9 protein-coding genes are annotated in these 12,352 nt (G+C 71.0%); 2 read left to right on the top strand and 7 right to left on the bottom strand.

What is annotated here, in order from left to right:
• Positions 1 to 172: 172 nt before the first annotated feature.
• The 7 genes from nikR to RSP_RS17785 all read right to left on the bottom strand — a co-directional run bounded on the left by nikR (position 173) and on the right by RSP_RS17785 (position 10,081).
• On the bottom strand, positions 173 to 646 hold the full coding sequence (gene nikR / locus RSP_RS17815; protein ID WP_011339308.1) for a nickel-responsive transcriptional regulator NikR: 474 nt from the start codon (positions 644 to 646) through the stop codon (positions 173 to 175).
• 64 nt (positions 647 to 710) lie between these two features.
• Positions 711 to 2,270, bottom strand: coding sequence for a methyl-accepting chemotaxis protein (locus RSP_RS17810; protein WP_011339307.1), 1,560 nt, complete (start codon positions 2,268 to 2,270; stop codon positions 711 to 713).
• A gap of 177 nt (positions 2,271 to 2,447) precedes the next feature.
• Positions 2,448 to 3,800, bottom strand: coding sequence for a sensor histidine kinase (locus tag RSP_RS17805; RefSeq protein ID WP_011339306.1), 1,353 nt, complete (start codon positions 3,798 to 3,800; stop codon positions 2,448 to 2,450).
• Complete coding sequence (locus RSP_RS17800; RefSeq protein ID WP_017140383.1) at positions 3,797 to 4,459, bottom strand: response regulator; 663 nt, start codon at positions 4,457 to 4,459, stop codon at positions 3,797 to 3,799. The genes RSP_RS17805 and RSP_RS17800 overlap by 4 nt, the downstream gene beginning before the upstream one ends.
• 87 nt (positions 4,460 to 4,546) lie before the next feature.
• Positions 4,547 to 6,412, bottom strand: a complete 1,866-nt coding sequence (locus RSP_RS17795) for a caspase family protein (RefSeq protein WP_017140382.1) — start codon at positions 6,410 to 6,412, stop codon at positions 4,547 to 4,549.
• Positions 6,348 to 8,306, bottom strand: a complete 1,959-nt coding sequence (locus RSP_RS17790) for a C1 family peptidase (protein ID WP_011339303.1) — start codon at positions 8,304 to 8,306, stop codon at positions 6,348 to 6,350. Before RSP_RS17790 ends, RSP_RS17795 begins: the two co-directional genes overlap by 65 nt.
• 50 nt (positions 8,307 to 8,356) lie before the next feature.
• Positions 8,357 to 10,081: a peroxidase family protein gene (locus tag RSP_RS17785; RefSeq protein ID WP_011339302.1), complete on the bottom strand. Its 1,725-nt coding sequence runs from the start codon at positions 10,079 to 10,081 to the stop codon at positions 8,357 to 8,359.
• 453 nt (positions 10,082 to 10,534) lie between these two features.
• Here RSP_RS17785 and RSP_RS17780 point away from each other — a divergent pair, with 453 nt between their 5' ends.
• Positions 10,535 to 11,737, top strand: a complete 1,203-nt coding sequence (locus tag RSP_RS17780; RefSeq protein ID WP_011339301.1) for a glutathionylspermidine synthase family protein — start codon at positions 10,535 to 10,537, stop codon at positions 11,735 to 11,737.
• Complete coding sequence (locus tag RSP_RS17775; RefSeq protein WP_011339300.1) at positions 11,734 to 12,312, top strand: DUF1190 domain-containing protein; 579 nt, start codon at positions 11,734 to 11,736, stop codon at positions 12,310 to 12,312. Before RSP_RS17780 ends, RSP_RS17775 begins: the two co-directional genes overlap by 4 nt.
• Positions 12,313 to 12,352 lie beyond the last annotated feature (40 nt).

Raw genomic sequence — 12,352 nt, 5'->3', positions numbered from 1 at the left:
CGGTGTCTGAGCAGGGCCGGATCCCCAGCGCTGGCGGGGCCGGGGAGAGCGCACCTCGGCCATTACCGGTCCTTCCGGGCGGTGAGGTCGCCCCTTCCGAAGGGCAGGGTGCAGGTCACCCGGGCGAGGCGACCCGTAAACCTGCCGACGGACGGGCGGGACCCGCCGGGGATCAGAAGTTCTGCTGCACCCGCAGGTGGCTGTGGCTGTGCGGCTCCTCGTCGTCATGCGCGTGGATCTGGACCTCCTCCTCGATCGGGATCAGCCCGACCGTGGCATGGCGCACCCCGCGCTCGAGCGAGAGCCGGGCCGCAAGATCCTCGATCCGCGAGACGCTGGCCTGCAGGACGATGAGGTCGATCGTCTCGCGGTGATTGAGGGGCACGCTGGTGACGAAGCGGATCTCGTCGTGCCGGGCCAGACGCGCCTCCCGCACCCGGCGCGAAAGCTCGGGCAGGGTCTGCTCCATCGCGCAGGAGATCACGCCGATGCAGAGCGTGTCGGCAGGTTTCGCGGGCCCGGCCGCCAGCCCGCGGCGCACCAGATCGCGGATCGCCTCCGAGCGGTTCGGCACCGCCGAGCGCGCCACATGGGCGTCGATCTCGGCGGCGAGTTCCTCGTCGAGGGTGATGGTCGTGCGGATCATGCGGCGCTCTCCTGAGACTTGCCGCAAGCCTAGCCGCGCCCGCCCCCCACGACAACGGCGCGGGTCAGGCCACGGCGCGCCAGTCCTCGGGGGCCGCGGCCTCTTCTGCCTCACCGCCTTCGGTCGCGGGTCCGGTGCGGAAGTAGGTCGCGCTGGTCAGAAGCCGCCGGGCCCGCGCCGCCAGATCCTCCGCATCCTCGTCGAGCAGCTTCGAGGCCGCATCGGTCTGCTGCGTCACCCGGTCGAGCGCATCGATGGCGAGCGAGACCTGCCGCGCGCCCTCGGACAGCTCGCGCGAGGCGACCGAGATGTCGGTGACGAGCTCCGACGTGCGCTCGATCTCGGGCACCAGCCGGTCGATCATCTCGCCGGCCCCGGCCGCGGCCCGCGCCGTCCCGGCGGAGAGGGTCGAGATCTCGGCCGCGGCCTCGGCGCTGCGTTCGGCGAGCCGCCGCACCTCGGCCGCGACGACGGCAAAGCCGCGTCCCTGCTCACCCGCCCGCGCGGCCTCGACGGCCGCATTCAGCGCCAGAAGGTCGGTCTGCCGGGCGATCTCGCGGACCACGCCGATCCGCTCGGCGATCTCCTGCATCGACCGCACGGCCTCGGCCACCGCCACGCCGCAGCGCCGCGCATCGTCCGCCGAGGAGCCCGCGATCTGCGCGGTGACGCCGGCATTGCTCTCGGACTGGGTGATGTTGCCCACCATCTGCTCGACCGCGGCCGAGGCCTCGACTGTGGCCGAGGCCTGCTCTTCCGTGCCGGACTTGAGCTGCCCGGCGGCCGTGGCCATCCGGCCGCTCGCCGCCGCCACATCGCGGGCGGTGCCCGACACTTCGTCCATCACCTCGCGCAGCTTCTCGAGCATCCGGTTGCTGGCACCGAGCAGATCGGCGATCTCGTCGCGTCCCTTGACCTCTTCGCCCTCCGTGAGGTCGCCGGCCGCGACCCGCCGCGTGAGTGCGAGGGCCCGGCGAAGCCCGCGGCCGATCGAGAGCGTGATCCAGATCGCCGCTGCCGAGCCCACGACTGCGGACAGGGCCCCGATCAGCATCACGAGCGCCAGCACGGAGCGCCCTTCGGCATTCGCCTCGGCCTTCTCACGCTCGAGAAGCTCGAGCTTGTGGGTTACCAGATCTTCGGACAGGCCCTCGAGCGACCGTTCGAGGCCGGCCGCGCCCGCCTCGCGGAGGAAGGCGGCCGCGCCCTGCGGGTTGCCCCCGAGCGACAGGATCATGGCGCGGTTGTTCACCCGCTGGATCTGCTTCCTGAGATCGTTGTAGCGGATCAGGAGATCGGCTGTCGCCGCATCCTGCGGTCTGTCGCGCAGGGCACGCAGGGCGCGGCGCTGGATCATCCGGCCCTCCTGCACGCTCGTCTCGATCTGGATCGCGGAGTCCGAGTCCCGGTCGAGCAGATGCGCGCGGATGCTGGCCATCACGCGATACTGCCCGATGCTGAGCCGCTGGGCGAGCACCACCTCCTGCACATGCTCGTCGATGACCTCGGTCATGCGCTGGTCGACACGCCCCAGTTGGACCAGGGCGAGCGCCACCGCCAACCCCGCCATGACGAAAACCACGGTGAATGCCGCGGCCAGTTTGGTTCTGATCGTCACCCTCATACATCCATCCCTTTCGCGCATGGTTGCTGCGCCGGAAGCCACTGCGGAACCCATAGACCTTGGCGCCGGTGGCGGGCATCATCCATCGGACGGATTTACAGGATCTTTCGGATGGAGGGCCTGTCCGGCCGACCGGGAAACGGCCGAAGCGGTGCGGCAGCAGGGCGCACTCTCGGCTCAGGCGAGATCGGAAGCGGGAAAGAGCAGGGTCGCCACCTCGCCGCGCGGGCTCTGCGGGCGGAGCGCGAACTGCGCCCCGAGCCGCCGGGCCGCCGCCTCGACGATGGCCAGTCCGAGGCCGCTGCCCTCGCCGCCGGTGGGGCCGCGGTAGAAGCGTTCGGTGATCCGTCCCCGGATGTCCTGAGGAATGCCGGGGCCCTCGTCGCGGATCTCGGCCCGCCAGCCCGCCCCGTCGGGCCGGAAGGCCAGCTCCACCCGCCCGCCCTCGGCGCTGGCATGGACCGCATTCTCGACGAGGTTGCGCAGGGCCACCACCAGAAGGGCAGGATCGCGCTGCGGCCGGTCGGCGAGGGCCGGCGCGCAGTCGAGCGTCAGCCGCACGTCGCGCGCCCGGGCGGCGGGCAGGGTCAGCTCCAGCACCTCGGCGCCGATCCGGCCGAGCGGGCGGGGCGGGCTCTCGGCCGCGCCCTGATCCACCGCCGCCATGTCGAGGAGCTGGTGCACCAGCCGGTCCGACCGGTCGACCGCGCGCCGGATCTGGGCCAGCGCATGGTCGCGCGTTGCGGCATCCGGCGCCCGCCTCGCCACCTCGGCCTGCATCTTCAGGCCCGCGAGCGGGGTCTTCAACTCGTGCGCGGCATAGGCCGTGAAATCCTGCTCATGCTGGCGCGCCGCCTGCACCCGGCGGAAGAGCCCGTTCAGCGCCTCGACCACCGGCGCCACCTCGCCCGGCGCGGGCGCATGGAGGGGCGAAAGATCGTCGGCCCCGCGATGCGCGAGTTCGCGGGTGATGCGCCGGAGCGGCGCAAGGCCGCTGCGCAGGCTGAGCCAGATCGCGCCGGCGAGAAGCGGCAGCACCACGAGCGCAGGCCACATGAGCCCCAGCACCATGTCGTGCAGCAGCCGCTCGCGCATGCGCAGGCTGTCGCCCACCATCACGCGGATGCCGCGCGCTTCGTCCAAATGGGTGTAGACTCGCCAGACGATGCCCTCGGCCGCGTGCTCGCTGAAGCCCTGCGGGACGGTCGAGAGCGCCTCGGCCGGGGCCTGCGACGAGGCGGCGATCCGCGTGCCGTCCAGTCCCCAGACCTGACAGGAGAGCTGGTGGGCGTAGCCGTGGGCCGTGTCGCCGGGCAGGGCGGGGGCCGCCATCTGCATCGCCGTGTCGAGCGGCAGCCCGTCGCCGTCGACGAGGCTGCCCACCATGCGCGCGGCCTCGGCCAGCCGGTTGTCCAGCATCCGGTTCAGCTCGGTCCGCGTCGAGGAATGGACCCAGAGCGCGGCCGAGAGCCAGATCGCTCCGGTGGCGGCGAGAAGGACGAGAAACAGGCGGCGCTGGATCGAACTCACGAGGCCTCCGCCAGCCGATAGCCCACGCCGCGCACCGTCTCGATGAAGCCGTGCCCGAGCTTGGCACGCAGCTTGTGGACATGGACCTCGATCGCGTTGCTCTCGATCTCCTCCTGCCAGCCGTAGAGCTGCTCCTCGATCTGGGCCTTGCTCAGGATCGCGCGGGGGTGGGCCATGAGGGCGCGGAGGACCGCGAACTCCCGCGGCGAGAGCGCCACGGGCCGGCCATCGCGCGAGGCCTCCATCGCCGCGAGGTCGAGGGCCACGCCGTTCCATTCGGGCCGGGTGGTGGCCAGCGCCGCGGGGCGGCGGCCGAGGGCGCGCAGGCGGGCCGCCAGCTCCTCTAGCTCGAAGGGCTTGCCAAGATAGTCGTCCGCGCCGAGATCCAGCCCCCGCACCCGGTCGTCGAGCCGGTCGCGCGCCGTCAGCACCAGCACCGGCACCGCCTCGCGCGCGGCCCGAAGCTCGGCGAGAAGCTCGAGCCCCGAGCCGTCGGGCAGCATCAGGTCGAGCACCATCGCCTCGAACCGGCCGGCATCCAGCGCCGCGCGCGCATCCTCCAGCGTGCCCACCGCTTCGGGCACGAAGCCCGCCAGCCGGAGGCCCACCTGCAGCCCGTCCGCCAGCACCGGATCATCCTCGACGATCAGAATCCGCATCACCGCCCCTTCCGTTGCCCCGGAGCTAGCACGCGCCGCGCGCGGGGCGAATGGCGATCTGCGCCGCGGGGGGACGGAGGGGCGGCTTCAGACGGAGAAGACGGTCTGCGCCTCGAAGACCGGATCGGGCCGCCCCACGCGCCAGAACTTCGGCGTCTGCTCGGGCGGCATCCGCGCCGCAATCCGGTCGGTGAAGCCGCTGTAGCCCAGCCGGCCGCTGCCCTCGGCCAGAGTGGCCATCAGCCGCTCGGTGAAGAGCCCGTTGCCGAAGGCCTCCTCGGCGGTCTGGTTCGACTGGCAGGCCGAGATCTGGAGGATGGAGGCGCTGACGGGATAGGTGAGCTCCTTGGTCAGGACCGCGCTGTCGGAGGGCAGGATCGAGGAGGGCAACCCGTCGTAGAAGGCGCGGTTCGCGCGGTAGATCTGGACGCTCGCCCCAAGCGAGATGGTGCGCACGCGGCCCGTGCGGCCGGCACGGTCGGTGCGGCGATTGGCGCTCGCCCGGAGGATGCTGCCCGAATGGCAGGAATCGAAGACCGCCACCACCCGCACGCCTTCGCGGAAGGCGGCCCACAGCTGGTAGAGCTCGTCATCGACGAGCATGGCGTCGTGCAGGCAGAGCGTCTCGTCCAGCCGGTCCCGGTCCGGGCCGTCGCCCTCGTCGCCGTTGAAGTCGCCGATCTGGGCACCGTGCCCGGCATAGCTCATCAGGAAGATCCCGCCCGGTTCCAGTTGCTGCGCCGCATCGGTCATCGCCCCGCGCAGCGCCTCGCGCGTGGCCTGAGCGTCCGTCAGCAAGCGGGTCTCGTAGCCGCGCTGGACCGCCAGATCCCGCATCGCCTCGGCATCGTTCACGCAGAATTCGAGATCCTGCACGAAGTTGCGGTAATGCGCCTGATCGACCCTGTTCACCCCCACATGAAGCGAGAGGGCCATCGGGCGCGGCTGGACGAGGGCGGGCGCGGCCTCCGGCGCCGGGCCGCCTGCCGCCGCGCCGCGCGGGACCCCGCGCGGGCGGCGCGTCAGAGCGTCGATCCGTTCGGCAAAGACGGCGGCGACCGCGGCATAGCCGCTGTCGTCGGGATGGAGCTCGTCGTTCCAGTGATCGCGCTCCACGCGGCCGCGCAGGTCGAGGTGATGCACCCGCGGATGCCGGCGGGCGAGGCGGGCCAGCTCGGCATTCAGCCGGTCGACCATGACCACGGCGATGGAGGCCTGCAGGGCCGGATCCGCAATGCCGCGCGCCTGCATGGGCTGGCCCAGCCACTTTCCGCGGATGCGGGGCAGGGTGTAGTCGTAACCGTGGCAGATCACATCGACCTTCGGAAAGCGGCGCGCCACATCGGCGAAGATGCGGTCGTAGAGCGCCATCGACCGGGCGATCAGCTGGTCGAAGCTGCCGAGCAGATAGTCGGCGGGGCGGAGGTTCGGATCGAAGGGGCGCAGATGGTCGGCCAGCTGCCCGTCGGCCACAAGGTCGTTGCCGCCCCCTGACAGGAGCAGGATGCTGGCCTGCGTCTCTTCCAGCGCCTTCCGATACTGCGCCCCTGTCGCCATGTTTTCCAGCGTGTCGCCGCCGGCGCTCAGCGAGAAGATGGCATAGCGGTCCATCAGCACGTCGATCACGTCGCGCAGCAGGAGCGGATACTGGAACCAGCTGTCGCCCTCCTCGACGATGATCGGGCCGGTGTAGTTGCCTTCCGACAGGCGGCGGTGAAAGCGCGTCTGCCGCTTCATCCGCTCGATCCAGTTGGCGCTGTTGAGCACGAGCGCCGAGCGGCTGGCCGCCTCGGCCGTGTCGGGCACCATGACCCGCGTCTCGTCGATCTCGATCTGCGGATCGAACGGCGAGGCCGCATCTCGCGTGCGGAAATAGGGGGCGAGATCCTCAGGACGCGTTCCGGGATCGGCCGCCATCTCCTGCAGCTGCTCGAGCGTGATTTTCTCCGTCATCCGTTCCTCCCTGTCGCTGGGCCTCAATGGCCCGGATCCTGTCGAGTGTCCGCCGGTGGCAGTCGGCACTCAGGCTGACGTCGGCCTGCGTGAAGCGGGGCCGGGACGCGTCGGGCTGCGCGATCCGGCAGACGGCCAGCTTGGCAAGCCGCGGCGTCAGCCGGCCGGGCAGCCCCGTCACATGCTGCGGCATGCCCACGAAGCTCCGCGTGGGCGCGTCCGTGCCATCCTCCTCGCCGCGTTCGAACCCGTGGCAGATCAGATGCAGGATCGAGCGCGCGTACGCGCCGACATGCAGCTTCGCATCGAGGCCCCGCGACGGCACCCAGAGCGTCGCGCGGCCCTCGGGCAGATGGTCGATAAGCGGCCCGAAGGCCTCGTCGAAGGCCGCGAGCGTGAGGGGCGGCGTGACGAGGGTGAGCGAGGCCGTGGCGGCGAAGAACCTCTCGCGCAGCCTCTGCCTGCGGGCGGCCTCATCGGGCGGAAGAGCGCCCTCTTCCAGCGAGCGCAGATACCGGCCGAGGAGGATCGCCCCGGCGCCGTCGGTCAGGAGATGCAGCGGCGCGCCCGTCGCGGCCAGCCGGTCGAAGAGATGGGCGGCATCGCCCTCGCGGCCGTCGCGGCGGTGGCTGCCCGCGCGCCATGCCGCGGCCTTGACGTCCCGCCAGAAGGCGCGGCCGATCGGGGCGGTATCGCGCTCGATCGTGTCATCGAGGGTCGGGTCGAAGGGGCCGACCTTCTGGACCGCCTTCTCGAAGAGGTGATCGAGCACGAGGCTCGTGCTGTCGAAGGCGTCGTTGCACCAGAAGACTGTGTAGGGATAGAGACCGACGGCCTCGACGGTCGGGCGGCGCCGGATCTCGTGCGCGATGCCGGCCTGAAGGCCGAAGAGCGAGCCTGCCACCGACAGGAGCACGGGGCGCGGCCGCGCCTCGAGGCAGCGGGCCGTCTCCTCCACCGAGGCGCGGGACGAGGCGTAGCTGCCGCTGTCGACATGCCGGCCGTCGTCGAGATGGGCGAAATGGCCCAGCAGCCGGTGGCAGGCGGCCTGCGACGCGCCGAGGGGGCCTGTGTCGAAGCCGAGGCCATGGAGCCCGCGCGCCTGCGCGAAGGCGGCAGGCGCGGGCACCCCCAGCCTCAGCACCCAGGCGTCCATGACCGTCTCGGCCCAGTCCTCGTAGGGCCAGAGCGCGATCCCGGGCCGCCCGTCGTAACCGCCCCAGGCAGCTCCCCAGGAGTTCAGGACCAGAAAGCCCGCCTCGGTATAGCCCACCACAAGGAAGGCGTGGCCGGTGCCGCCGCTGCGCACGGGCACTATGAGGCCCTGCCGGTCGCGGGGCTTTTGCGGATCGAAGGGGCAGTCCCAGCCCTCGTGGATCTCGGCCGAAACCAGGAGCGCGCCGACATCGGTCAGCGCCGCATGCCAGTCGTTCAGGCCGGGCAGCACGCGATAGTAGGCGCCGAGCGTCACGCCGCGCGCGGCCTTCGCCCGTTCGGCGGTCAGCGCATCCGAACCGCTCCCGTCGGGCCAGAGGCTCTCGGGGCAGACGCCGTAATGGTAGAAGCCCTTCAGCACGGAGCGGAGCGAGGCCACCCCGCCGCCCGCGCTTCCGTCCTGCACCAGCGCCATCCGGTAGAGCATCCGCGCGGACACGCGCGCCGTGGCCGCGCCCGCGCTCTGGTGCTGCAGATCGATCAGCGCCGCGAGGGCCTGACCGGCGCAGCTCTCGGCCTCCTGCTGATCGCGGGGCAGGAGGGTGCCGCCTGAAAGGCAGGACGGCAGCTCCGTCCGGGGCGCGAGCGGCCTCAGCGAGGGCAGATAGACCTGATCGCGCAGGTCGGAGGGGTCGCGCCGGATCGGAGCGGCGCCGGGGGACGCTGGGACGGGGGCCATGGCGGTGCGGCGGCAGGGGCCGTGGCGCCTTCCGGCGCCACGGCCGGGCCTCAGAACGTGGCGGCCGGCTGGGGCGCCGCCGGCGCCGCAGGCACGGGCGCGAGCAGGCCGCAGGCCACGAGCATGGCGGCAAAGCTCGTGATCGGCTCGCCCTTCGGCTGCGCCGCCTCGTCCGGTGTCCAGCTGCCGAAGGCTCCCTGCTGGAGGTAGCTCGACGGATCGGTCACGAGGAGGCCGATCAGCGTCTCGGCCACCAGACGGCTGCCGAGCGGGCCGAGATGGTTGCCCTCGGCCCTCACCTCCGCCTCTTTCAGGACGTAGAACCACAGAGGCGTCGAGCTGTCGAAGCCGCCGTCGCGGATCGCGGCACCGGTCGCGCCCGAGGCGATCTCATCCGCCGTGAGCGGTTCGATCCGCGTGCCCTGATAGGCCAGTTCGGAAAGGATGGCCTGCGCGTCGGGAAGATTGAACACATAGCCCCGGCGCAGGTTGCGCGCCGCCAGATGGCGCATGATCCCGCTGACGCCCGGGGCGGGGTTGCGCATCTCCTTCAAGGGCAGCGCGAGCCGGCTGTCGATCTTGCGGGCCGTCCGTCCGGGCGGGCCATCGGCGCGGATGAACCGATCCCACTCGATGATCCAGTTGTCGGGCAGCGAGGTCAGCCCGAAGCCCGACATGTTGCCCCCGCCGGTGAAGGCGAAGAGCTGCTCGAAGCTGGCGCGGGTCTGCGGCGTGCCGTCGGCCGCCACGCCGAAGCTGCGGTTGTAGTCGTAGTCGCCCCGCACCATCGAATGGCCGTAGCGGAAGGCCGCCACGCTGAACTCGAGCGGCATCGGCAGGGCTCCCTCGGGCACCGAGGCCTTGTGCGCCTCGAAGAAGCCCCGGTAGAGCGGGGCGCGCTTCTCGAGCACATCCTCCACGACGGAGGGGTCGCAGACCGCCTTCAGGAAGAGGTTCACCACCATCCACTGGTAGATCCAGGTCGTGTGCTGCCGCGCCAGAGCGAAGAGCGCGTCGTCGCCCGCGGCCGCGCCGTCGGCCCGGAGCTTGTCCACCAGCGCATTGTGCAGCCGCAGGAAGCTGTGGTGCAGCTGGGCCACGATCAGGTTCTCGTCGTTGCGCCCGTCGCCGATCAGCGCGGAGAGGCGCAGCTTGGCGTCGTCGGCCTCGCCGATCAGTTCGCGGGCCTCCTCCAGTGTCAGGCTGCCGTCGTCGATGGCGGCGCCGATCCGGGGGATGTCGGCCAGGTTGTCCGTGGGCAGATCCGGCCGGATGAAGCCCGGCGATCCGTTGCTGACCGGCTGCACCGGCCCGAGGCGCATCTTGGCGGGATCGGCGGGGTCGCGCATCGCCGCTTCCATCTTCGCCGCCGCGGGCGACTGGCCGGGGCCGTCCCCGTAGAGGCTGTCGAGGTTCAGCCGGCCGTTGCGCAGGTTCAGCTTCTCCTTTTCCACCAGATCGCGCGGCTGCGGGTCGATGCCGGCCCGGTCGATGTCGAAGCCGGGCTCGTCGCGGTCGGTATTGGCCGTGATGTCGTGGTCGATGAACTGGCCGAAGTAGGTGAAGACCGCCGGAATGCTGGACTCTCCTTCGGGATCGGCCTGGGTCAGGCTCGCCTCGGCCATGGCGTCGGCCAGCGCGAGGATCCTGCCCTCGATCTCGGGATCGGCCGCCACCTCGGGGGCATTGCGGAAGTAGAAGCGGAATACCTCGCGCGGCTCGAGCCCAGGAGAGGGTTGCGGGTCGGGGTTGGGAAGCGGATAGGCGGGCCTCATGCCGTGCGGGTCCGCCTCGTCCGAGGCTTCCGCGCAGACCGTGTCGATGGGGACGCTGTCGGTGGCGGTGTCACCCGCCCCCCCGGAGGCTTCTGCTGCGCGGATAGATACGAATGTTCTGGCCGTGGCCCAGCTTGAACAGCATCGGCAATACTCCAAATGAAAATGACCATGCGATGGGGCGGCAGGGGCCGCCCATTGGCTTCGTGTCAGCGTAGCGTTCGCAAGAGGGGTCTTTGGCCGGATGAATAAGGCGGCCATCTGCTCGAATGAGGCGATGGTAACACAACTTGAAAGCGTGCAAACCGATTCCCTCTACCGCGCCTCGGGCGATGCGCGCCATGCCGCCGGCCTCCCTCCACGCGGGGCGGCCGATCCGGCACCTCTCGTCGCGGCCGGGAATGCCACCGCAGCCACTGGCGCCGGGGCGCGCGAACGCATAGGTGAGGGGTCATGGAGAGGATCGACCTGCCCGAGCGCCCCGGCTGGCGCGACCGCGCCGAGGAACTCGGCTTCACCTTCGCCGACATGCACGGCGAGCCCTATTGGGATGAGACGTCGGCCTACGGCTTCGGCCTGGCCGAGGTCGAGGAGATGATCGAGGATCCCGCGACGGCGCTCCACGCGATGTGCCGCGAGGCGGCGGGCCACATCATCGGCAGCGAGGAGCTGCTCGACCGGCTGGCCATTCCGGCGGAGCATCGCGACCTGATCGCGGAAAGCTGGCAGCGCGGCGATCCCGAGATCTATGGCCGGTTCGATCTGGCCCATGACGGGCAGGGGCCGTCGAAGCTCCTCGAATACAACGCCGACACGCCGACCTCGCTCTATGAAAGCGCCTCGTTCCAGTGGAGCTGGCTGCAGGACCAGATCGAGGCGGGCGTGCTCCCCGCGCGATCGGACCAGTTCAACGGCATCCACGAAGCCCTGGTCGAGCGCTTCCGCAGCCTCTTCCCGCCCGACACCGATCTGCATTTCACCGCCGTGGGCGGCAATCCCGAGGATTATGCCACGGTCGAATGCATGGGCTGGGCCGCCCGCGCCGCCGGCCTCGGCGCGCATTATTCCGATCTCGAGAAAATCGGGCTCAGTCGGGAGGGCCAGTTCCTCGATGCCGACAACCGGGTGATCGGGACGCTGTTCAAGCTCTACCCCTGGGAAGACCTGCTGCGCGACGATTATGCGCGCCACATCCGCAGCTCGAACTGCCTGATGCTGGAGCCCGCCTGGAAGGCGGTCCTGTCGAACAAGGGCCTGCTGCCGGTGCTCTGGCAGATGTTCGAAGGCCATCCGAACCTGCTGCCGGCCTTCTTCGAGGCCGAGGTCGCGGCGGGCGGACCGGCGGTCGACCGCGCGGCAGAGACGCTGCGGCGGGGCCATGTCCTCAAGCCGCTCTTCTCGCGCGAGGGCGCCTCGATTTCGATCCTCGAGGAGGGGCAGGTCACCGAGGCCTCGCCCCGCGACGATTATGCCGGGCATCCGCGGATCGTTCAGGCCTATCATCCCCTGCCGGTCTTCGGCGGCTTCCGCCCCGTCGTCGGCGCCTGGATCGTGGGCGAGACCTGCGTGGGCATGGGGCTGCGCGAGGATCGCTCGCGCATCACGCAGGATCTGTCGCGGTTCAAGCCGCATTTCGTCCGGGAGGAGAAAGCATGAGACGCCGCTCGCGCACCGTTGCCCTCGTCATCCTCGGCGCCGCCTCCTTCGCGCTGGCCGGCTGCCGCGAGGAGGAGGTCGAGGCCCAGGCCTTCCCCGATGTCGAGAGCTGCCGCGCCGCGGCGAGCAACGGCGGGCTCTTCAGCGTCGAGGAATGCGACAAATCCTTTGCCGAGGCGCAGCAGCTCCATGTCGAATCCGCGCCCCGCTACGACAGCGTCGCCGCCTGCGAGGCGGAACATGGCGCGGGCGGCTGCGGCAGCGAGAGCGAGGTGACGGGCGGCAGCGGGATGGGCGGCATCTTCATGCCGCTGCTCACCGGCTATCTGATCGGCAGCATGCTCAGCGGCCGGGGCGTGGCTTCCGCGCAGCCCCTCTACCGCACCGCGGACGGCAAGTTCACAAATGCCGCCCGCACGAGCACCTATTCCAGCAACACGGGCTCGGCGCGCCTCGGCACCAGCACCTTTGCCCGGCCGCCCTCCACCATCGGCAAGCCGCCGATGTCTGTCGCGAGCCCCGCCTCGCGCGGCGGCTTCGGCAGCACCGGCGCCTCGCGCGGCTTTGGCGGCTAGGGCCGGGTCGAAGAGACCGCCCGGCTGCCCGAGCGCAGGG

Origin of the sequence: Cereibacter sphaeroides 2.4.1 (assembly GCF_000012905.2) — a bacterium.
GTDB lineage: Bacteria > Pseudomonadota > Alphaproteobacteria > Rhodobacterales > Rhodobacteraceae > Cereibacter_A > Cereibacter_A sphaeroides.
Note: the sequence above shows the minus strand (reverse complement) of the source record. Positions and strands in the feature narration are given on the sequence as shown.